General features: G+C 62.7%; 17 protein-coding genes and 1 tRNA gene. 5 read left to right on the plus strand and 13 right to left on the minus strand.

Annotated elements, in window-relative coordinates; all coding sequences use genetic code 11:
• The first annotated feature begins 177 nt into the window (after positions 1–177).
• The 3 genes from gltB to hemE are packed head-to-tail and all read left to right on the plus strand — an operon-like array spanning position 178 to position 7,084.
• Positions 178–4,593 (plus strand): glutamate synthase large subunit, encoded by a 4,416-nt coding sequence (gltB, locus tag ACAty_RS07560; RefSeq protein ID WP_004872407.1) that lies wholly within the window; start codon positions 178–180, stop codon positions 4,591–4,593.
• Positions 4,594–4,625: 32 nt separating this feature from the next.
• Positions 4,626–6,020 carry an FAD-dependent oxidoreductase gene (locus tag ACAty_RS07565; RefSeq protein ID WP_004872408.1) on the plus strand — a complete coding sequence of 465 codons (1,395 nt, stop codon included), beginning with the start codon at positions 4,626–4,628 and terminating at the stop codon, positions 6,018–6,020.
• A gap of 2 nt (positions 6,021–6,022) precedes the next feature.
• Positions 6,023–7,084 carry a uroporphyrinogen decarboxylase gene (gene hemE / locus ACAty_RS07570; protein WP_004872409.1) on the plus strand — a complete coding sequence of 354 codons (1,062 nt, stop codon included), beginning with the start codon at positions 6,023–6,025 and terminating at the stop codon, positions 7,082–7,084.
• A gap of 148 nt (positions 7,085–7,232) precedes the next feature.
• Here the strand turns inward: hemE and ACAty_RS07575 are convergent, their stop codons facing one another.
• From ACAty_RS07575 to hfq, 8 genes are all read right to left on the minus strand, one after another.
• Positions 7,233–8,147 (minus strand): lysophospholipid acyltransferase family protein, encoded by a 915-nt coding sequence (locus ACAty_RS07575; protein WP_226823172.1) that lies wholly within the window; start codon positions 8,145–8,147, stop codon positions 7,233–7,235.
• Positions 8,144–8,923 (minus strand): GNAT family N-acetyltransferase, encoded by a 780-nt coding sequence (locus ACAty_RS07580; protein WP_004872412.1) that lies wholly within the window; start codon positions 8,921–8,923, stop codon positions 8,144–8,146. The genes ACAty_RS07575 and ACAty_RS07580 overlap by 4 nt, the downstream gene beginning before the upstream one ends.
• A gap of 182 nt (positions 8,924–9,105) precedes the next feature.
• Positions 9,106–10,395, minus strand: a complete 1,290-nt coding sequence (locus tag ACAty_RS07585) for an adenylosuccinate synthase (RefSeq protein WP_004872413.1) — start codon at positions 10,393–10,395, stop codon at positions 9,106–9,108.
• A gap of 21 nt (positions 10,396–10,416) precedes the next feature.
• Positions 10,417–11,631: an ATP phosphoribosyltransferase regulatory subunit gene (locus ACAty_RS07590; RefSeq protein ID WP_004872414.1), complete on the minus strand. Its 1,215-nt coding sequence runs from the start codon at positions 11,629–11,631 to the stop codon at positions 10,417–10,419.
• Positions 11,628–12,503, minus strand: coding sequence for a protease modulator HflC (gene hflC, locus ACAty_RS07595; protein ID WP_004872415.1), 876 nt, complete (start codon positions 12,501–12,503; stop codon positions 11,628–11,630). The genes ACAty_RS07590 and hflC overlap by 4 nt, the downstream gene beginning before the upstream one ends.
• Positions 12,500–13,663 (minus strand): FtsH protease activity modulator HflK, encoded by a 1,164-nt coding sequence (gene hflK, locus ACAty_RS07600; RefSeq protein ID WP_004872416.1) that lies wholly within the window; start codon positions 13,661–13,663, stop codon positions 12,500–12,502. The genes hflC and hflK overlap by 4 nt, the downstream gene beginning before the upstream one ends.
• A 15-nt stretch (positions 13,664–13,678) precedes the next feature.
• The gene (gene hflX, locus ACAty_RS07605) at positions 13,679–14,959 is read right to left on the minus strand and encodes a GTPase HflX (protein WP_004872417.1); all 1,281 of its coding nucleotides are present in this window, start codon (positions 14,957–14,959) and stop codon (positions 13,679–13,681) included.
• A 38-nt stretch (positions 14,960–14,997) separates the two neighbouring features.
• On the minus strand, positions 14,998–15,264 hold the full coding sequence (hfq, locus tag ACAty_RS07610) for an RNA chaperone Hfq (protein WP_004872418.1): 267 nt from the start codon (positions 15,262–15,264) through the stop codon (positions 14,998–15,000).
• Positions 15,265–15,543: 279 nt separating this feature from the next.
• Here hfq and ppc point away from each other — a divergent pair, with 279 nt between their 5' ends.
• Complete coding sequence (ppc, locus tag ACAty_RS07615; protein WP_004872419.1) at positions 15,544–18,336, plus strand: phosphoenolpyruvate carboxylase; 2,793 nt, start codon at positions 15,544–15,546, stop codon at positions 18,334–18,336.
• Positions 18,337–18,340: 4 nt separating this feature from the next.
• Positions 18,341–18,910: a Maf family protein gene (locus tag ACAty_RS07620; RefSeq protein WP_014003043.1), complete on the plus strand. Its 570-nt coding sequence runs from the start codon at positions 18,341–18,343 to the stop codon at positions 18,908–18,910.
• Between the two features lie 95 nt (positions 18,911–19,005).
• On the opposite strand, the gene ACAty_RS07625 is transcribed toward ACAty_RS07620, so the two are convergent.
• The 5 genes from ACAty_RS07625 to ACAty_RS07645 form a co-directional block, all read right to left on the minus strand.
• A tRNA-Ser gene (locus tag ACAty_RS07625) sits at positions 19,006–19,096 on the minus strand.
• A gap of 138 nt (positions 19,097–19,234) precedes the next feature.
• Positions 19,235–19,717 carry a TspO/MBR family protein gene (locus tag ACAty_RS07630; RefSeq protein WP_004872644.1) on the minus strand — a complete coding sequence of 161 codons (483 nt, stop codon included), beginning with the start codon at positions 19,715–19,717 and terminating at the stop codon, positions 19,235–19,237.
• A 286-nt stretch (positions 19,718–20,003) separates the two neighbouring features.
• A complete protein-coding gene (locus ACAty_RS07635; RefSeq protein ID WP_004872494.1) occupies positions 20,004–20,417 on the minus strand; it encodes a hypothetical protein in 414 nt (137 codons plus the stop codon).
• A gap of 133 nt (positions 20,418–20,550) precedes the next feature.
• Positions 20,551–21,495: an IS5 family transposase gene (locus ACAty_RS07640; RefSeq protein WP_169737325.1), complete on the minus strand. Its 945-nt coding sequence runs from the start codon at positions 21,493–21,495 to the stop codon at positions 20,551–20,553.
• Between the two features lie 223 nt (positions 21,496–21,718).
• A complete protein-coding gene (locus tag ACAty_RS07645) occupies positions 21,719–22,075 on the minus strand; it encodes a hypothetical protein (protein WP_038471849.1) in 357 nt (118 codons plus the stop codon).
• Between the last annotated feature and the right edge of the window lie 532 nt (positions 22,076–22,607).

The following is a 22,607-nucleotide window of genomic DNA, read 5'->3' on the forward strand; positions in this document are numbered from 1 at the left end:
TCCATCGCGATGTCCTGCCACGCCGGCGTCGACCACCGCTCTACACGCTGCCGTGAACCCTGGGTCAGCCCCTGCGCGCCGGTGTCAGGCCTTGGATGCCTGTCTTGAGCAGGATATACTGATCGACCCTGCGATCATCGTCGCGGGGGTATCCGGCAGCCGGTGAGGACGACGATCATGAGCCTTTACTCCCCCGATTACGAAAAGGATTCTTGCGGTTTTGGCCTCATTGCCCAGATGGACAATCGGGCGAGTCACGCCATCGTCGCCACCGCAGTCCAATCCCTCGCGCGGCTGACCCATCGCGGTGCCGTTGCTGCCGATGGCAAAAGCGGGGACGGCTGCGGTCTGCTGGTGCAGATGCCCCGGGACTTCTTCCGCGCCGTGGTGGCGGAGGAAGGCGGCGCCATCCCCCCGGACTTTGGCGTAGCCCAGATTTTCCTGCCCCAGGACACGACCCGCATCGCCGATTTTCAGGCGAGCTTTGCGACCGAAGCCGGGGATCTTGGCCTCCAGCTCATCCACTGGCGTGCCGTACGCACGGACGACTCGGTCTGCGGGCGCGAAGCCCTGCGCACCCTGCCCTCGGTCTGGCAGGCCTTTATCGGACTACCGGCAGAGGTCGATGGCGCCGAGCAAGAACGCTTGCTCTATCGTTTGCGCCGGCGCGTGGAAAAGCGGTACGCCCAGGATCGGGACATCTTCGTCGTCAGCTGCTCCAGCCAGGTCATCGGCTACAAGGGCATGGTCATGCCGGAACATCTGCCCGATTTTTACCCCGACCTGCGCGACGAGCGCTTCAGTTCCGCTCTGGTCACCTACCACCAGCGCTTTTCCACCAACACCTGGCCGGAGTGGCGGCTGTGTCAACCCTTCCGCATCCTCGCCCACAACGGTGAGCTCAATACGGTACAGGGCAACCGTATCTGGGCGCGGGCCCGGGAATCCCTGCTGCATTCCGAGCTCCTACCCATGGCTGAGGTGCTTCCCGCCGTCGGCGATGGCAGCGACTCCTTCAGCCTCGACAACATGCTGGAGCTCCTGGTACGGGGCGGGATGGATTTCTTCAAGGCCCTGCGCCTGCTGGTGCCACCGGCCTGGCACAACGTCCCGCGCATGGATCCGCGCCTGCGCGCCTTTTACGAATACCAGTCCATGCGCATGGAGCCCTGGGATGGTCCCGCTGGCCTCGTACTCAATACCGGACGGATTGCCGCCTGCGCTCTGGATCGCAATGGCCTGCGTCCGGCGCGCTACGTCATCACCCGCGACCGCGTCATCAATATCGCCTCGGAAGTGGGCGTTTTCCCGTACGACCATCGCGACCTCCTGGTACAAGGACGGGTGGGCCCGGGACAGATGATCGCCGTGGATCTGGAGTCCGGCGAATTTCTGGATAGCCAGGCCATCGATGCCCGGATACAGGATTCCGCTCCCTACGCCGAGTGGCTGCGCGCCCACGCCCGCCACCTCGAAGTGGAGGAAGATCCCGATGTCGTCGCCACCGTGGTGGACGACCTCCTGACCACGGAAAAGGCTTTCGGCGTCACTTTCGAGGAGGAGGATCAGATCATCCGCGTGCTGGCCGAGGGTGGACAGGAGGCCGTCGGCTCCATGGGCGACGATACCCCCATTGCCGTGCTTTCCCGCCAGCCCCGGCACCTCGCGGATTATTTCCGCCAACAGTTCGCGCAGGTGACCAATCCGCCCATCGACCCCTTGCGCGAAGCCTTGGTCATGTCGCTGAACACGGCCATAGGTGCCGAAAGCAATCTCTTCGAGGAGCGCCCAGAGTACGCGCGGCGGCTGGAGGTACACTCGCCCGTGCTCTCGGACGCTGCCTTCCTGGCACTGCTGCAGCAGACGGATCCCGCCTTCCGTAGTCAGACCCTCGATCTGTGCTTTGCATCCGACACCACCCTCGAGGAAGCCGTGCGCACCCTGCGTGCGGCTGCGGTGGCCAGCGTTCGCGAAGGTGTCGTGGTCCTGGTGCTATCCGATGCCAACCTGGGTGCCGATCGCCTCTACATCCCCGCGCTGATGGCCGTGGGTGCCGTGCACCATGCCCTCATAGACGCCGGCTTGCGCAGCCGCTGCAACCTGGTGGTCGCCACGGCCCACGCCCGCGATCCACACCACTTTGCCACCCTCATCGGCTACGGCGCGACGGCGGTCTACCCCTATCTGGCCTATGCCATCATTCGCAGCCTGCGGGAGCGCCACGCCTTCAGCCAACCGGTGACCCTGGCGCAGGCCCTCACGAACTACCGCAAAGGCATCGACAAGGGTCTGTACAAGATTCTCTCGAAAATGGGCATCTCCACCCTCGCCTCGTACCGCAGCAGTCAGCTCTTCGAGGCCCTGGGTCTCGCCCGCGAGGTGGTGGATCTCTGTTTCCCCGGAACCCCCAGCCGCATCGAGGGTGCCGGCTTCGCCGAGTTGGAAGCCGACCTGCGTCGTCTCGTGGCAGACGCCCACAAAGCGCGCAAGGGTCTACCCCTGGGCGGCCTGCTGAAATACGTGAACGGTGGCGAATATCACGCCTACCACCCCGAAGTCGTGCGCAGCCTGCAGGCGGCGGCGCGCTCGGGCCGCTATGAGGACTACCAGGAATTCGCGCGGCTCGTCAACGATCGCCCCGTCACCAATCTGCGGGATCTGCTGGCCATCCGTCCGGGCAAGGCCATTCCTCTGCACGAGGTAGAGCCCATCGAGGCCATCACCCCGCGCTTCGATACCGCCGCCATGTCCCTGGGCGCCCTGTCGCCCGAGGCGCACGAGGCGCTGGCCATCGCCATGAATACCATTGGTGGCCGCTCCAACTCGGGCGAAGGTGGCGAGGATCCTGCGCGCTACCACGACCGGCGCGTGAGCAAGATCAAGCAGATCGCCTCCGGTCGCTTTGGGGTGACCCCCGAGTACGCGGTCAATGCCGAAGAGCTGCAGATCAAGATCGCCCAGGGTGCCAAGCCTGGCGAAGGCGGTCAGCTGCCTGGGCACAAGGTCAGCGGCATCATCGCCCGCCTGCGCTATGCCAAGGAGGGTGTGGCCCTCATCAGTCCGCCGCCCCACCACGACATCTACTCCATTGAAGACCTCGCCCAGTTGATCTTTGACCTGAAGCAGGTCAATCCCGAGGCCTATGTCTCGGTCAAGCTGGTTTCCGAGGCGGGAGTGGGAACCGTGGCCGCGGGGGTCGCCAAGGCCTATGCCGATCGCATCACCATTGCCGGCTACGATGGCGGCACCGGCGCAAGCCCTCTGACCTCGGTCAAGTACGCTGGGGCTCCCTGGGAGCTGGGTCTCGCCGAGACCCAGATCACCCTACGCCGCAATCAGCTGCGTCACCGCGTGCGTCTGCAAGCGGATGGCGGCTTCAAGACCGGCCTCGACGTCGTCAAGGGCGCCCTGCTGGGCGCCGAGAGCTTCGGTTTCGGTACGGCTCCCATGATCGTGTTGGGCTGCAAGTACCTGCGCATCTGTCACCTCAACAATTGTGCCACCGGCGTTGCCACCCAGGACGAGAAGCTGCGCAAGCACTTCCTTGGACTTCCGGAAATGGTCATTCACTACTTCCGCTTTGTCGCACAGGAGGTGCGAGAGATTCTCGCCTCGCTGGGCATGCGGCGCTTCGACGAGTTGGTGGGACAAAGCCAGCACCTGCAAATCCAAAAGGGGACGACCCCAAAACAGGAAGCTCTGGACCTGCGCCCGCTGCTGGCCAACGCCGAGCTCGTGGATGCCGACGCCCAGGTCTGCACCGCGCCACGCAATCCGCCTTTCGATCGCGGCGAACTGGCCGAAAAGATCTTGTTGGATGCGGCTCCCGCCATCGATGGACGCATCGCGACGCGCCTGCACTACCCCATCGACAACACCCAACGCAGCATTGGCGCCCGCCTTGCCGGTGAAATAGCGCGCCGTTACGGCAACAGCGGCCTCCCGGAAGGCTGTCTCGAGATCGATTTCCACGGTACGGCGGGCCAGTCCTTCGGGGCCTTCCTGGTGCCGGGCGTGACCCTGAATCTGCGCGGTGACGCCAACGATTACGTGGGCAAGGCCATGCACGGCGGGCGCATCGTCATCGCTCCGCCCGAGGGGGTGCACTATGCCTCGGAAGCGTCGGCCATCATCGGCAATACCTGCCTCTACGGTGCCACCGGTGGTGTACTCTACGCCGCAGGGCGGGCGGGCGAGCGCTTTGCCGTGCGCAACTCCGGTGCCACGGCGGTTGTCGAAGGTGCGGGCGATCACGCCTGCGAGTACATGACCGGCGGCCAGATCGTCATTCTCGGGCGGATCGGTCTCAACTTCGGTGCCGGCATGACAGGCGGTCTCGCCTTCGTCTATGACCCATTGCAGCGTTTCCCCGACCAGGTCAACGGCGAACTGATCAACAGCCACCGCATCGATACCGAGGCCATGCGCGGGTACGAGGCCTTGCTGCGTCGCCACGTGGAAAACCACGTCCAGTGGACGCAGAGCCGTTATGCCGCTGCCTTGCTCGCGGACTGGTCCAACTTCCTGCAAGACGTCTGGCTGGTGGTTCCCAAGGCGGCACGCCTCGACGTGCTCCTGGAAGAGGCCAGCTGATGGTCTGCCCGTACCCTTGGTCAAGGTGACCCATGAATAACTTTGCCTTTCTCGAAGATCCCCGTAACGATCCCGAAAAGCTCCCGGTGGAAGAGCGGCGCGAGCTCTTCCGCGAGATCTACAAAAGCTTTGATCTGGCAGGCGCGCAGCTGCAGGCGGACCGTTGCCTGCACTGCGGCAATCCCTACTGCGAGTGGAAGTGCCCAGTACACAACTACATTCCCAACTGGTTGCAGCTCATCGTCGAGAACCGCATCGAGGAAGCGGCAGAGCTGTCCCACAGTACCAACACCCTTCCGGAGATCTGCGGGCGCATCTGCCCACAGGATCGCCTCTGTGAGGGCGCTTGCACCCTCAACGAAGAGTACGGCGCGGTGACCATCGGTCATCTGGAAAAATTCATCACCGAAGAGGCCATCGCCCGCGGCTGGCAGCCAGAAAAACCGCGCCTGCCAGCCAACGGCAAGCGGGTCGCCGTGGTGGGCGCGGGCCCGGCGGGGCTCGGCTGCGCCGACATCCTCAACCGCGCCGGTACGGAGGTGGTGGTCTACGATCGGTATCCGGCCGTGGGTGGGCTGCTGACCTTTGGCATTCCCCCGTTCAAGCTGGAAAAGGAGGTGGTCGCTCGCCGTGCGACGCTGCTCGCCAATATGGGCATTCGTTTCGAATTGGGTGTCGAAGTGGGCCGCGATATCTCCCTCGAACGCCTGTTGGCGGACTTTGACGCGGTCTTCCTGGGCATGGGTACCTATCGCGCCAAGACCGGTAATTTCCCCGGTGAAGATCTCCCGGGCGTCATCAAGGCCCTGGACTACCTCATCGGCAACATCGGTCACTTGATGGCGCTGCCGGATCCCATCCACCCCTACCAGAATCTCGCGGGCAAACGCGTCGTCGTATTGGGCGGTGGCGATACCGCCATGGATTGTGTACGTACCGCCATCCGCCAAGGTGCCACGGCCGTCACCTGTGTCTATCGTCGCGATGAGGCGAACATGCCCGGCTCGCGCCGGGAAGTCACCAATGCGCGCGAGGAAGGTGTCCGCTTCCTATTCAACCGCCAGCCCGTGGAAATCCTGGGGGATGCGTCCGGACCCACCGCCGTGCGGGTCGTCCGAACCCAGCTCAGCGAGCCCGACCGCCACGGTCGACGGCATCCGGAAGAGGTTCCGGGCTCCGACGAGCTGCTTCCCGCCGACGCCGTCATCGTGGCCTTCGGCTTCGATCCCTCGCCACCAGCCTGGTTCTCGGATTTCGACATTCGCCTGGACAAGGCGGGACGGGTCATTACCAATGCCCAGTTCCAGACCAGCAACCCCCGTATCTTCGCCGGTGGCGACATGCGGCGTGGCTCCGATCTCGTCGTCACCGCCGTCGACGAGGGCCGGCGTGCCGCCGAGGGTATTCTGGAATATCTGGGCGTCTGACCATGACCTCCCCGGCACCCGCCAACGATCGCTTCTTGCGGGCCTGCCTGTGCCAGCCTGTGGAGCAGATCCCCATCTGGTTGATGCGTCAGGCTGGGCGCTACCTGCCGGAATATCGGGCAACCCGGGCGCGGGCCAAGGACTTTCTGACCCTGTGCAGCACCCCGGAACTGGCTTGTGAGGTGACCCTGCAGCCCGTTCAGCGCTTTCCCCTGGACGCCGCCATACTGTTTTCCGATATCCTGACCATACCCCACGCCATGGGCATGGACCTACAGTTTCTGGATGGCGAGGGCCCGGTGTTCTCCTCGCCCCTGCGCGACACCAAAGCCATACGCGCCCTGCCCGTCCCCGACCCGGAGACGGAACTGCGCTACGTCATGGATGCTGTGCGCCTGATCCGGCACGAACTTGCCGGCCGCATCCCCCTTATCGGCTTTGCCGGCAGTCCCTGGACGCTGGCCTGCTATATGATCGAGGGACGGGGGAGTCGCGATTTTCAACACATCAAGGCGATGCTCTACAGCGATCCCGAGCTTCTGGAGCAACTGCTGGATACCTTGGTGCGGGCAGTGGCCCAATATCTCAACGCCCAGATTCGCGCAGGTGCCCAGGCGGTAATGCTCTTCGACAGCTGGGGTGGCGCCTTGACCAGCGCTGCCTATCGGCGCTTCTCCCTCAAGCCCATGACCCGGATCATCAGTGCCCTGGAGCGTACCGGCAGCGATGGACAGAAGGTACCGGTGATTCTCTTCACCAAAGGGGGCGGCAATTGGCTGGAAGCCATGGCCGACAGCGGCGCCGATGTGCTGGGTCTGGACTGGACCGTGGACATGGGCGAGGCCCGTCGTCGTCTGGGGCCCGCCTTGGCTTTGCAGGGCAATCTCGATCCCATGGCACTCTACGGCAGTCCCGAACTTCTCGTCCAGGAAACCCAAGCCATCCTGGAGAGCCATGGCCCGCAAGCGGGGCACATCTTCAACCTCGGCCACGGCATAACCCCACAAACCCCCGTCGAGCAAGTGGCACGGCTGGTGGAGACCGTACACAACTGGCGCCCCTAGGGTAAAAGATCCTGGCGTTGGGGTCATTCCCCAACGGGATGAGCTGCTAGGGCTTCGTTCGACGTAGTCAGGCCCCTAACCAACAAAGCAGCACCCCTGGACCGCACGGATCAGCGGTGCAGGTGCACTGCGCGCAAAAGGGTCGGATTCAGGCTCCGTGCCCGCGTCGCCAGGAATTCCAGGCATCGCGCAGGGGGTGACGGCGGGATAGCCCGCGCGAGGAGGACAGGTAGGTTACGGACGCCCCCTGCTCCATGCGCCGCAGGGCCTCGGAAATGGCCGCGTGGGTCTTGCTGGCTAGTTGTCTGCGCCCCAGATCGGCAGCCAAGGGCGGACAGAAGGTCAAGCGCAGGGTCAAGGGTGCCGCGGCAGCCAAACGCCACAGATGCCGCAGCAGACTGTCGTCCCCCACGAAGGGACACAGACGATCGGGCTGACCCGGGCGAAGCGTGTCCTCATAGCGCAGGGCAACGGGCACGGTGGGCACACCCGCCGCCGCCGCAGTCTCGAAGGGCGCACCATAAAACTCGCGCACGATCTTTCCGTCGCTCGTGGTACCCTCCGGGAAAATCAGGACGATGCGACCCCGCTCCAGCACTTTGGTGGCTTCCTTGAGCACCCGCTGACTCGCTCGCGCATCCTGCCGGTCAATGAAAAAGGTACCCAACCATTCGCCCATGAAGCCGAAGAAGGGCCAGGACCGCATTTCCCGCTTGGCAACGAACTGACCTGGCGCGACGCTGGCAAGGGCAAGGATGTCCAGATAGGACACGTGATTTGCGGCAACGAGCACGGGAGCCGTGGGAATTTCCCCCTCCACACGCAAGCGGATGCCAAAAATCCCAAGTACTCGCCGACTCCACCAGCGAAAGGCCGCAAAACCCTGGTTATCCGGCTCCGTCTTGCGCGCATAGGTCCACCACGCCAAGGGGAAGGCAAGAACGAGATAAGCGAGAAGCAGTGGAAGGCGCCAGATACGGCGATACGCCTGGGGCCGGGAGCGTCGCCGTACACGGCCGGGATACGGAATGAGTGTGGGCGCCTGGCGCCGACGTCGGATCATTTCTTCAGGCTGTCGACGGGATCCAGGAAACGTTGCTGGTAGCGGGGCGTGATTAGACTGGCCTCGCACCACACAAAGAGGTCGGAACAATGAAATTGTGGATCCCAGAAAGGCTCGCCGCCAATGCGCACACCAGCGCGCAGATAGCCCTTGAGTAGGCTGGGCAAGGTCGCCGGCGCAGCCGTGGATTGCGGGTCGAACCCGGGCACGGCGCGCAGCGGAAACACCCGTTGCTCCGGTACCGTCAGGTGCTTTTCGAGACTGCGGTAGAGGCTTCCCAGTGCTGCGCCGTCGGTACTGTGGATGCTGGCACAACCCATGAGGTAATCGATATCCCACATGCTCATGGCCTCGGCAAGTCCCGACCAGAGCAAGGCGATGACTGCCCCCTGCCGATAGTCCGGGTGCACGCAGGAGCGGCCCAATTCCAGGATACGCACACCCAGTGCCATCAGGCGCGACAGATCGAATTCCGTCTGCGCGTAGTAGCGCCCGACCTTGTGCACCTGCTCGGGCAGGAAAAGTCGATAGGTACCAACCACCTCCTGACGCTGCTCGTCTTCGACGATGAGGTGCTCGCAATGGGGGTCGTACTCGTCCTGATCGAGGCCAGGAGCACCACTCAACTGGGCGCCATATTCGGCGCTGAAGACGCGATGGCGCAGGCGCTGCGCCGCCTCTACCTCATCCTGATGGCGCGCGAGGTAGAGGCGCAGGGAACGCTCGCCCTTACGGGTAGAAAGCTGTGAACCGCTCTGAGACTGGGTGTCGAGCATCGTCGGCTCTCCCTGTGTTATGCAATGACTTTACTATTATGACCCGGAAATATGACAATAGTGCGACATTTTCATGACACTTTGATGACAGTTACCCGGCAAGTGCTTACCCCATAGGATACAGAACTTTTATAGGTAAATTCAAAGCCCACCATCCGTGGCCATCCCCGGGAGGAAAATGGTCACACGATCTCGGCACGCAAAATGGTATGTTCGCGATCGGGGCCCGTGGACACCACCGCCAGGGGACAATTGGCTTGCGCGGCGATGGCCTCCAGGTAGTTGCGGGCATTGCGCGGCAGATCCTCCCAGCGACGCACCCCCGCCGTGGACGTGTCCCAGCCGGGAAAGGTCTCGTAGATGGGCTCGCAGGCCGCCAGGGCCTCGGCCCCGGCCGGGAGATCCTCCTGGGCCACCCCGTCGACCCGATAGCCCGTCGCCATCCGGATCTCGGCCAGACCGTCCAACACATCCAACTTGGTCATGCACAGACCACTGACCCCATTGACGCGACAGGACGCGCGCAGGGCCACAGCGTCAAACCAGCCGCAGCGCCGGGCGCGGCCGGTGGTAGCGCCCACCTCGGCACCCCGTTGCGCCAAGAAATCTCCTGTCTCATCAAAGAGTTCCGTTGGAAACGGCCCGGAGCCCACGCGGGTGGTGTAGGCCTTGGTGATGCCCAGCACATAGCCCAGCTCACCTGGGCCGACGCCGCTTCCCGCCGCTGCCGCCCCGGCCACGGTATTGGACGAGGTGACGTAGGGATAGGTGCCGTGATCGACGTCCAGAAGGGTACCCTGAGCCCCCTCGAAGAGTAAGCGTCCACCCTGGTCCTGTAGGCGACGCAGGCGGCGCGAGACATCCGTGGCCATGGACTTCAGACGGTCGGCATAGCCGAGGTACTGTTCCAGAACTCGGTGAAAATCAACGGGCTCCTGCGCAAAATACTGCTGGAGCACGAAATTATGGTAGTCCAGCGCCTCACCCAGCTTGGCGGCGAAGCGTTCGCGGTGGAAGAGATCGCCCACGCGCAGGGCTCGCCGCGCCACCTTGTCCTCGTACGCCGGGCCGATGCCGCGCCCCGTGGTACCGATCCGCGCCGCCCCCTTGGCCTGCTCCCGCGCCGCATCGATACGCTTGTGATAGGGCAGGATCAGTGGACAGGCATCGGAAATCCAGAGACGCTCCTCGGCATCGTCCACGGCGGCTTTCAGGGTATCGAGCTCGGTGAAGAGGGCCTCGGGATCCAGTACCACGCCATTACCGATGAAGCATTGCACCCCGGGACGCAATATCCCCGAGGGAATGAGGTGCAGAATGGTCTTGCGCGCACCGATGACCAGGGTATGGCCAGCGTTGTTTCCACCTTGGAAACGCACCACGCCCTGACAATGCTCCGTCAACCAGTCCACGATCTTGCCCTTGCCCTCGTCACCCCACTGGGTGCCGATCACCACGATATTCCTCACCATAGGATGGAGGTCTCCACTCACTCAGCCAGCGGGAAAACGAAACTCGGGGGCGTCACCCACCAGAATCCAGGACCCATCGCGTGCCTCGAGCCAGCCATCGTAGCCCTCCTCGGCAGCGCCCGCCTCCGGCCCGGGGCCGCCCTGAACGACGATGTAGCCTTGCGCGCGCAAATCCGATATGGACCGCCAAAGGGCCGTGTCCACGGACGCCGGTGCCCAGATCCGCGGCCCTCTGGCGGGCTCCAGACTATCCCGCAGGAGCGGCTTGAGATCCAGACTGAAGCCCGTGGCCGGGCGCTCGCAACCAAAGCTGCGGCCAATGCCATCGTAGCGCCCACCCTGGGCAAGGGGTTCACCCCGCTGCGGGCCATACACGGCGAAGAGCATGCCCGTGTGATAACGGTGACCGTGCAGTTCCGCAAGATCACATTGGATAGCCAGGTGAGGATAGCGCCCATGCAAGGCTTCCCAGACAAAGTCCAGTTCTTCCAGGGCACGCCGTACCACCGGACGGTGACCTAGCAGGCTCCGCGCGCGCTCGAGGACCTCACGGCCTCCATGCAAACCGGCCAGCACGGTGAAATCCGCCCGTGCACTGGCACGCTCCGGCACCCCCTCCAGCAGCGCGTGCAGATCGGGCCAAGCCTTGCGCTCCACGGCCGCCAGCACACGCGCCTCCAGCGTCTGCTCCAGGCCCAGAGCGGCAACCAGCGAGCGCGCCACCGCCACATGCCCCAGATCCAGAACGCAGCCCTCGGTATCCTGACAGAGGGCGACGCTCTCGATGAGGAGCGACAGGATTTCGAGGTCGCCCTCGGGCCCCGCCACGCCAAAGCACTCCGCCCCTACCTGATAGGGCGCCCGACTGCCGCCCAAGGCATCGGGCAGAGCTCGCAGGACGGTGCCCGCATAACAGAGTCGGCGCTGGTCGTGATCGCGGGACATCTGGGCATCCATGCGCGCCATCTGCGGCGTCATGTCCGAGCGAAAGCCCAACAGACGACTGCTGGCCTGATCCAGCACCTTCCAGGTCTGCAGATCCAGATCGGCGGCGCTACCCGTCAGCAGACTCTCGAGATGTTCCAACATGGGCGGGATGACGAGACGATAGCCCCAGCGCGCAAAGAGGTCCAAAAGCGCCCGCCGGTGCTTTTCCAGCGCCTCGGCCCGTGCTGGGCCCAGATCTTCGAAGCCCGCCGGCAGCAACCAGGCAGGCGAATGACCTCCGATCTTCATCGCGACGTCGACTCCATGCCGTGCTGCAGCACATCAAAGAAACGAGAATTGGCCGGCAATACCAGCACATCCTGGGAACCAAGACTCTGGCGATACGCCTCGAGGCTCCGGTAGAAGGCGTAGAACTTGGGATCCTTGTCCGAGGCAGCGGCATAGATGCCGGCCGCCTCGCTCTCCGCGGCGCCCTTTATGGTCTGGGCTTTACGGTAGGCTTCCGCAAGGATCTGCGCCTTTTCGGCATCGGCCTGGTCCCGGATCTGTGTCGCCTTGGCCTTGCCGCTGGCCTCGATGGCCTTTGCCCGATCTAGGGTGGCCTGCTCCATGGCCGAATAGACGGTGTGCAACTGCGCCTGCGGCAAGCCCACCTTGAGGAGTTGCAGGCCTTCCAGAGCGATACCCTCGGCCTGCAAGGTGCGCGCCAGTTCCTGCTTCAACCCATCGAGGCTCCGTTGCAGTTGCACCGGTGTCATCCGCACGGGATCCGCATCGCGAAATGCATTGGCTGCCTTCTCCTTGAGCAGGTCGTCGATGCGTTTCTCGGCAAGGGCGGCGTCGAGGCCATGCCGATAGAATCGCGCTGGATCCGTCACCCGCCACTGTTCAAAGAAGCTGAGTTCGAGGCGATCGTGCGCGGCACTGGGGACGGTCACGGGTTCGGAACTGCCATTGCGCAGTCGCGTGTCGATGATCTCGATCTTCTGCACGAAGGGCCACTTGAAGTAAAGACCCGGCTCCTGCTCGACTGCCGATTCGTGGCCAAGGTTCAGCACCACGGCAGCCTGGCCGATGTGGAGCACATAGAAACTCGACGACACCAGAAACAGCACCGCGACAACGGCAAGGGTCACGGCACCCCAACCCCAGTTTTTCATGAGCCTCCTCCCGAATTGGACGCCGCGCCATCCTCCGGGCTTGCCCCATGGGAGGTCGTGCTGGCCACCACTCCCCCACTCTGGGTTGGTGCCGCAGCGGCGCTGGCCGTAGGTGGAGTGATCTGGATTATCGCACCCTGCTTGTCGCCAACGATCACCTTGTGGGCATGAGCAAGAATGTCTTCCATGGTTTGCAGGTACAGTTGCTGCGCGATGACCTGGGGATGCTTCTGGTAGACATCCAGCAACGAGAGGAAACGTGCCACGTCGCCCTTGGCCCGGGTCACGGCAGAGTCGCGGTACGCCTGTGCCTCACTGATCATGGCCGCCGCCTCCGTCTTGGCCCGTGGCAGCAGTGCCGCTGCGTAGGACTCGGCATCCCGCCGCTCCAGCTCGGCCTGGGCGCGAGCCTTGTCCACCGCCTTGGCCACCCTGTCGAGGTCGCTGGGCAGGGCCGTTTGCAACACCTGCACCGACTCCAGTTTCACGCCCAGATGATCGGCGCCGATGCGCTGGCGGGTTGCCTGGAGCACGTCCTCGGCAAGGCGGCTGTGATCGCCCTTGAGTAGCGTGTCGAGACTGCGCTGGGCTACGGCTTCGCGCATGGCACTCTCCAGGGCAAAGGCCAGGATCTGGTTGGGATTCTCCGCAGCGAAAAGGTAATGCTCGGGATTTTCGACCCGGTAGCGCAGGGCGTAACGCAGTTCCACGACATTCCCGTCCGCCGTCAACATGCGCCCCGGGCCCAGCTGCTCGCCAGCGCCGCTGTATCCGAGGACCAGACGCCGATCCTCCTGCAGGTTGACGACGGCGACGGATTCGATAGGGTAGGGCCAGTGGTAGTGCATGCCGGCCTTGACCACGCCGACGGGGGCACCGAAACGCAGCACGACCCCTTCCTGCTGCGGATCCAGAGTGTACACACCGGAAGCCAGCCACAGCACCAGTGCCCCCCCCAAGACCCACAGCGGGACCCAGCGCAGGTGCTGTGCGAAGGGTTGCGGGCCGCCACGACCGCCGCCGAAGCGCCCGGCAAACTTGCGCAACTCGCTGGTAATCTTGGTCAGGTTCCACGAGGGTTGCTGTTGACCCGGACGCCGTCCCCAGGGGTTTGGATTACCGCCTTGTTTCCCATTTCCGCCCGGATCGCTCCACGGCATCCCGCTCTCCTTAGCTCAGTGTTCCTCATGCATTGTAGGGGCCGCCCTGCGGCGCTGACAACTGTGCTGACCGTACTCCCGCTGCAATCGCTGCAAGGCCGCGGAATCCAGTTCCACCAGCAACTGATCACGACCCGCCTCATCAAAACGCTCGTCCAGAACCTCGCCCAGGGCGTAGAGCTTCGCCCGCAATGCCCCTTCCTCAGGCCCCAGACTCCAATGCGAGCGCAGACGCGCCGGCGCAATGCGCTCCCGCACCGTCGCTACCAACTCCGACAAACCTTCCCCTGTCACCGCACTCAAGCGCAAGGCCTGGACGGCTCCAGAGGAATCCCGCACCGGCCCGACACGCTCCCCGGTGCGATCCACCTTGTTGTACACCACGAGTCGCGGAACCTCGGCAGCACCGATTTCCGCCAGCACCGCATCCACGGCCGCCATCTGCAGCTCCCGGTCCACGGCGCTGGCATCCACCACGTGCAACAACAGATCGGCGCGATTGACCTCCTCCAGGGTGGCCCGGAAGGCAGCGATGAGCTCCGTTGGCAGATCCCGCAGGAAACCCACGGTGTCGGCCAGAAGCCACTCGCCTCGACCCTTGCCAAACTGCAGTCGGCGCACGGCAGGATCCAGGGTAGCGAAGAGTTGATCGGCCACATACTGATGGTTGGCGGTTAGCCGGTTGAAGAGAGTCGACTTGCCCGCATTGGTGTAGCCGACGAGGGCCACCGTCGGCACCGGCGCCCGCTGCCGCGCCCGCCTTTGCGTGGCGCGCTGCGACTGAATACGTAAGAGCCGAGCCCGCAGAGCGCGGATGCGTTCGCCAATGAGCCGACGGTCCGTTTCCAACTGCGTCTCGCCGGGTCCGCGCAGGCCGATGCCGCCGCGCTGCCGTTCGAGGTGCGTCCAACCCCGCACCAGTCGGGTGCGCAAACGGTCCAGTTGCGCCAGTTCCACCTGCAACTTGCCCTCGTGGGTGCGCGCACGACGGGCGAAAATGTCGAGGATGAGCCCCACCCTGTCCACCACCGGTCGCCGCAGTTCCCGCTCGAGGTTGCGCTCCTGCACGGGGCTCAACGGTCGGTCGAAGAGCACGAGATCGGCGGAGTGCGCGTCCGCCAGCGCCCGGATTTCATCGATCTTGCCCCGACCGATACAGGTCGCGGGATCCAATCGCTGGCGTTGGGCCGACAGGAAAGCAACCACCTCCGCCCCGGCACCTTCGGCCAGGTGGCGAAACTCTTCGCCGTGGTCCTCGCTCTGCTCCGATGCCAGCGGAACGTGGACCAGGACCACCCGTTCGACGTGGGACCGACTGGTAGCGGATTCCAGTGTCAGGCCTCGGCCTCAGGGCTTGCGGCGGCTTCCTCTTCCGGTAGGGGCAAGCGAACGTCGCGGCTGGGCACCACCGTGGAGATGGCGTGCTTGTAGATCATCTGACTGACGTTGTTACGCAAAAGCACGACAAACTGATCGAAGGATTCGATGAAACCCTGCAGTTTGATGCCGTTGACCAGATAGATGGCGACAGGAACGTGTTCTTTACGCAGCAGATTGAGGAAGGGGTCTTGCAGAATCTGCCCCTTTTGTTGTCCGGCCATTTTGGTCTCCTTTTCACTCATGCATTATGGCGCTTATGACGGAAAGTCTCATGACGTTTCCATGGAGCCTTAGACTAACTCAAAAGGCGATGAGACGCCATGGGGCGGAGGGCATTCCGCAACGCCGCCGACTCGGGCTCGCGCAGGCCCCGGCCACCGCACCGGTTACGATTTTGACGTTTGTCGCTTTTCCCTTTAGCTTTAAGATGGCGTCGGGAAGCCGCGTCCGTACACTACCGGCGTCCCTTGCTACCATTACTGACGGGAGAAACAGGTCGCGTGGAAAACAAAAAGGTACCCAACGATCGGGCCCTGCGGGCGCGAGTCAAGCGTCTCGGCAACCTGCTCGGGGAGGTGCTCAAGGAGCAGGCAGGTGACCGCGTCTTCAACGCGGTGGAGCAGTTGCGCCAGGGCTATATCCGCCTGCACCGCCGGGAAGACCCCAAGCTACGCAAGCGTCTGGCCCGCTTCATAGACGCCTTGCCCCAGGACGACCTGGTCCTGGTCATTCGCGCCTTCAATACCTATTTCAGCCTCGTCAACATTGCCGAAGAGGAGTTTCAGCACCTGCAGCGCCGCCGCCTCCTCCAACGCAGTGAGGCACTCTGGGTGGGCTCCTTCGAAGAGACCTTCCGCGCCTTGCAGCAGCAGGGCATCCACTCCGGCCAGTTGCAGTATCTGCTGGGTCAGATCCGTTACCTTCCGGTTTTCACCGCCCACCCCACGGAGTCCAAACGGCGTACGGTGCTCCACGGCCTGCGCCGCATCTTCCTCACCAGCAAGATGCTGGATGACCCAAGCCTGTCCCAGGAAGAGGAAAACGACGTTCTCCGTCAACTGAAGGCGCAGATCCAGATTCTCTGGGAAACGGAAGAGGTGCGCAGCAACCGACCGCAGGTACAGGACGAGGTGGAAAACGGCCTTTTCTACTTTCGCGACAGCCTCTTCAATGCCGTGCCCATGTGCTATCACGCTGCGCGCCGTGCAGTGCGCCGGGTCTACGGCAACCCCAACGTGGATATTCCCGCCTTCATCCGCTTTGGCTCCTGGATTGGTGGCGACCGCGACGGCAATCCCAATGTGACGGCAGCCATCACCGGCTGGGCGCTGCGTACCCAGAGCATGGAGGTACTGCGGGAATATCAGCGGCGTCTGGCCGACCTCTATCAACTCCTGGGCCATTCCAGCCGTTTCTGCGCCGTATCCCCCGTGCTGCTGGCCTCGCTGGAACGCGACGCCGACGATTTTCCAGAACTCGCCGAGTGGGTCAATCAGCGTTTTCCCAGCGAACCCTACCGGCGCAAACTCCGCTACATGATGACCCGTCTGGATCTGCGCCTGCGCCAGCTGGAAAACGGTCAGATTCTCAACGAGGCAGCCGGACCCGGCTACAGCAGTGCGAGCGAGTTCCTCGAGGATCTGCTGCTGGTGCGCGACTCTCTGCGCGGGCACCGCGACCACTACATTGCCGAACACGATGTCCAGAATCTGGTCTGGTTGCTGGAAACCTTCGGCTTCCATCTGGCAGCACTGGATATTCGCCAGGAATCGACGGTCCATGGCCAAACCATTGCGGAACTCTTTCGCGACGTAGCGGGCTTTGCCAACTACCTGGAACAGCCAGAGGAGCAGCGTCTGCTCACCTTGGCCGAGGCCCTGCGCCGTCCCGGTTGTCTGGTCACGGAGACGCCGGAGCTGAGCCCTCTGGCCGCGGAAACCTGTGCGATGTTTCGTTGCATTGCCCAGCTGCGCCGAGAGGTCAGTCCAGAGGCCTTCGGCAGCTACGTCATCTCCATGACCCACGAGGCCAGTCACATCCTCGAGGTGCTCCTCCTGGCCAAGGAGTTTGGCCTGGCCGGCTGGTCGCGCGAAGGGCTGTACAGCGAAATCGCCGTAACCCCCCTCTTCGAGACCATTCACGACCTCGAGCGCATGGAGGCGGTCATGAGCCGGCTCCTGGACGACCCGGTCTACGCCGAAATCCTCCGCAGTCAGGGGAACCTCCAGGAAGTAATGCTCGGCTACTCCGACTCCTGCAAGGACGGTGGCATCCTCTCTTCCAGTTGGTCCCTGTATCAGGCGCAGATTCGCCTGGCGGAGCTTGCCGATCGCCGCCGCATCCAGATCCGCGTGTTTCACGGCCGGGGCGGCAGCGTCGGTCGCGGGGGCGGGCCCACCTACGAGGCCATCATGGCCCAGCCTCCGGATACCGTTCGCGGCCAGATCAAGATCACCGAGCAGGGTGAGGTGCTGTCCTTCAAGTACGCCAACCTGGAGACGGCGGTCTACGAGCTGACCGTGGGGGTTGCCGGCCTCATCCGTGCCAGCGTCGGGCTGGTCCGCCGGGTTGAGCTGGATCGACCAGACTACCTGCAGGTCATGAGCGAGCTCGTGGAGATCGGCGAGGCCGTCTATCGCGATCTGACGGAGCACACCCCGGGCTTCATGGACTACTTCTACGAGGCCACGCCCCTCAACGAAATCGCCCACATGAACATCGGTTCCCGGCCTTCCCATCGCCACCGTGGCGATCGCTCCATGGCCTCCATCCGCGCCATTCCCTGGGTCTTTGCCTGGGCCCAGTCGCGACACGTTCTGCCCGCCTGGTATGGCCTGGGTTCCGCCCTGGCGCGTTGGCGCGGCGATGACCCCGACCGCCTTAATACGCTCCGCGACATGGCAAAACACTGGCCATTTTTTCGCGCACTGCTGGGCAATATCTCCATGGCCATGGCCAAGACCCATCTCGACCTGGCCCGGGAATACGCCGGTCTGCCCCAGGATCAAGAATGCGCCCAGAAGATCTTCGCCAAGATCCGCGCGGAATACGAGCTCAGTCTGGCGGAGCTGCTGACTGCCCTGGACCTCCCGGCCCCCCTGGCCGACAACCCCACCCTCGCCTTCTCCCTGCAGCGCCGCAATGTCTATATGGAGCCCCTCAACCACATCCAGTTGGCCCTGCTGCGCCGCTACCGCAATGAGGATACCCCCCAGGAATTCCGCGAGACCTGGCTCGATCCCCTCCTGCGCACCATCAACGCCATTGCCGCCGGCCAACGCAACACCGGTTGACGGCATGGAACTCATTCTGGCTTCATCCAGCCCCTACCGGCGCGAGCTTCTGGAACGTCTGCGCTTACCTTTTCGCGTCGAGAAACCGCAGGTGGACGAATCGGCACTTCCGGGGGAGCCGCCTCGGGAACTGGTAACTCGGTTGGCCGAAGCAAAGGCGCGCAAAATCGCGGGCACTCAGCCAAGTGCCTGGGTCATCGGCGCCGATCAAATAGCCCTCTGTGACGGTGAGATTCTGGGAAAACCCGGCACCGCGGACAAGGCCCGAATGCAACTCATGCGCATGCAGGGCAAACGCATCGATTTTCTCAATGGATTGAGCCTCATCGGGCCCGATTTCTGCCGCACCCGCTGCGAGGTCTACTCCATCTGGCTGCGTCCTCTGGATGCGGCGAGCATCACCCGCTACCTGGAGGCGGACAAGCCCTGGGAATGCGCCGGGAGTTTTCGCTCCGAGAGCCTGGGCATCAGTCTGGTGGAGCGTATGGCCGGAGACGACCCCAACGCGCTCATGGGCCTACCGCTCATAGCGCTCTGCGCCATGCTGCGCGAGGCGGGTTGGCAACTTCCCTGATCATTGGGGTCGCCACAACCGTCACGACCAGCGGAAAAGCGCGCGTTTCCGATCTTTGATGAGGATGTTTTAACTATCGGAAACTTGGCTGTCATTGGCGGAGAGGGTGGGATTCGAACCCACGGTACCCTTTTGGAGTACACAGCATTTCCAGTGCTGCACCTTCGGCCGCTCGGTCACCTCTCCAAGGCCGCTGAGTGTATCCCAGCGGGAAGTGGCTGGCAATGGCCGGAAAAGCCACGAGAACGGCGGAGATACGCACGCGCTTCCGGCGCCAATGACGCACGTCCCACCAACACGAAGGCTTAGCCCAGGATATGGCCGTCAACGTCGCTCTTTGCGGTTCAGAACCCAGGTCGCAGCGTTCAGATAGAGCGCAATCAGGAGCCAGAAACCGTAAGGCAGAAGCAGCAGAGCGGCGGGGGTTGCGATCGCGGCGAAGACCAGGATGCAGGCCAGCACCAAGAGCCAGAGCAGGATGAGATCCCACAGGGCCCAGAGTGGCCTGTGCAATTTGAAAAACAGCCAGGACCACAGAGCGTTGGCGATGAGCTGCAGGGCGTAGAGTGTCAGTGCCCAGGGACGCAGGGGAGCGTCGTAGTGGACAAAGATTTCGGCCGCAGCCAGGGCCATGAGGACGTACAACACGGTCCAGACCACGGGGAAAACCCAACCCGGAGGCATCAGCCTTGGCTTGCGCAAGCGTTCGTACCAGGCATCGGGCCGAAACAGGGAGCCGGAGCTCGCCACGGCCAGGGTCAAGGCAAGGCTGATGGTTGCCACCAAGGGAAAGGGAAGTACGATCACCGATATCCCCAGACAGGCAGCCCGCCGAGCGAGGCGCTCTCAGATCGCGCCGGAGGATGGTCGAGGTGTGGAGGCTGGGCCCGGAATCGAACCGAGGTACGCGGCTTTGCAGGCCAATTCATACACCCAACACTTTCAATAAGATACTGAATATTTATAGAATACACAGTAATTTAGCTTCCCTGCCGAACCCGAAAGATCCCTTTCATTCCCGCCCGAAGTGCAGCATAAGTGCAGCGCAGAGACCCTGTGCTATTCTACCCATCGCTACCTTATTTTATGAAAATTAGAAAATACTGTTGATCAGATCATCCCCAATGCCAAAACCCGCCCCCAGCTCGATGGCGCGGCCAAAGCCGGAGTTCAGGAAGCTCGACAGGAAACCACTCCCCTGCCCCGGCTGCATTCCAGACTGGCCATATCCCTGCGGCTGCGGTGCCTGCGGATAGCCAGGCTGCCACTGGTTCTGCGCATTCTGCATGGCCTGGTGCAGCGCCTGCATCACCGCCATCACCTGCTGCTGCTCCTGCTGGATGCTGAGTGCGAGTTCCTTGAGATCCAAGAGCCATTCCCGAGCATCCTGGTTGCCGCCGTCAGCGGCGGCCTTGAGCTTGCCAGCCAGCGTCTGCAGGCTCTGCATGACGCCCTGGGCCTCTTGCTGCAACTGCTGGTACTGCTGATCGACCGTCTGGATATCCATAAGGAAGCTCTGACCTAGCCTAAAAAGGTGCGCCTTGTCCCCAGTATTGACCTAAGCACGTTGCTATCAGGTCACTTATCCGTCAAATTCCCCCATTTTCTGGAGAATTATTGGATATTGGGCACACCACTCCCTACGCGGCCAGGAGATATCTCCTCAGCATGTACAGATTGGCCAAGGCAAAGAGCGTGGTCAGTTGAGCACCGTTCTTGGCCAGACCCCGATATCTGGTTCGCTGATAACCGAATTGGCACTTCAGCACCCGGAAGGCGTGTTCTCCCCGGGCACGGATCCGGGCAATGGCGCGGTTGTAGCGCTTGAGGGCCGCCAATCCGGTTTTCTGCCCAGGATAGCGTCGCCGCGCTACCGCGTTCCGTATGCCTCGGGCCACCAGCGTGTCATGCACCTGGGGATAGTCATAGCCCCGGTCAGCGAGGACCACCGACTCCTCTCCGGTAAGGAGCCCCTCCAGCCGCTGATGATCCGGTACCTTGGCCGCGGTGAAGTCCACCGCCTGTACGATACCTTGGAGATCCGTTGCCACATGCGCCTTCATCCCGAAATACCACTGATTCCCTTTCTTGGTGGAGCTCATCTCCGGATCCCGCTGGCGGTCTCGGTTCTTGGTGGAGCTCGGGGCGTGAATCAAGGTGGCATCCACGGTCTTGCCCTCCTGCAGAAAGAGCCCTTTCTCCCGCAACACCGCCTGCACCTCGGCAAAGATGGCCTGAGCAAGCGCATGGCGCTCCAGTAAGCGGCGGAACTTCAGGATCGTGGTCTCGTCAGGAACGAAGTCCCGGCCCAGGTCGATACCGACGAATTGACGGAGCAGGGGAACCTCGTACAGGGCCTCTTCCATCCCCGGATCGGAGTAGCCGAACCATTGCTGGAGAAAGTGGATACGCAGCATCCGCTCCAAGGGCATGGGCTTGCGGCCACTGCCACCCTTGGGATAGTGCGGCTCGATCAAGGCCACAAGCCTGGCCCAGGGAACCACGGCATCCATCTCGGCCAGAAAGCGTTCTCGCTTGGTCTGCTTGCGGCGTCGCGACAGGCTGGGCTCCTCGGCAAAGGTCATCTGTCCGGTCATGGATGGCATCTCCTCGCTACTCGGTCAGCCCATTCTATCAGATGGCTAAATCAGAGACTCCATAATTGCCTCTCCCAATATCCGAAAGAAAAAAATAAGGGGGAACCCGCAGGGATCGATCTGGCACGACGTCTGCACTCGATCAGGCCTAGCTCTCCCACAACAGGGGCATATCGTGCTTACGCCCAGGCTCCCGAAAACTACGTTGTGTTCACGCCGCTGAACGTGGCCGGCGGCCACGCCGCGGCTTGCCGTGCTCGGCCAAAAGCGCCTCACCCTTCTCAGCCAGAGCATCGGCATCAAAACCACCATCCACGGCATCGGCAATGATGGCGATGAAATGCCGGTGATCAAGGTCTGGCGCCAGTTTCTGTACCGCGTGCTCGAAACGCTTCTGGTTTTCCATCTGCGTTTTGCGCACAGCCGGGCTCTGGGCCAAACGCCGCTTCTGTTCGTCGATTTTCGCCAACTGTTCACGCAGCTTGGCCTCTGTCTGCTGGCGTTTTGCTTCCAGGTCCGCCAACCGTTCTTCCGCTGTCCGACGATGACGCTTCCTTTCTGTTTGCATAACCATCCTTTTCTTTGGCAAAAAGGGTATGATAAACCCAATTTGGCTATTTGCAAGTACGAGTTACGAAGAAAAACATTACGGGGGACCATCAGTTTTCTGCGATACTATTCGATGCGTTCATCCAGACTGCGACGTTTTACCTTATGCTCCCACTTCGTCCGGCCCCGTAAAGCTTGATGGAACTTCCCGCTCGGTACAACCAGGAGCATCATCACATTCGGATTCGTTTCGTGACCCGAGATCAGCGTCACCGGGAAGAAGACCATGCCCTGGGGAAGAGCGGCACGCGCTCTCTGATGTGGTAAAGACAACAAAACCGGAGCACTGGTAAGGTGGCGCACGCAAATGAACGCCCGCCTGTAAGGTCGCTTGGAACCCGCAGCGGAAAGTTCAGAAGATCGCTAAAAAATGGTAATCTCGGCGTCTATCTCGACCGATGCTGTGGCCTCGATTTGTGGGTTGGTGTCTGTGTATTTGTCCATCCTTCCTCTCGTGCACGATTCCTTCGAGCAGTTGACCCTGGGGCTCT

The organism is Acidithiobacillus caldus ATCC 51756, from assembly GCF_000175575.2.
GTDB lineage: Bacteria > Pseudomonadota > Gammaproteobacteria > Acidithiobacillales > Acidithiobacillaceae > Acidithiobacillus_A > Acidithiobacillus_A caldus.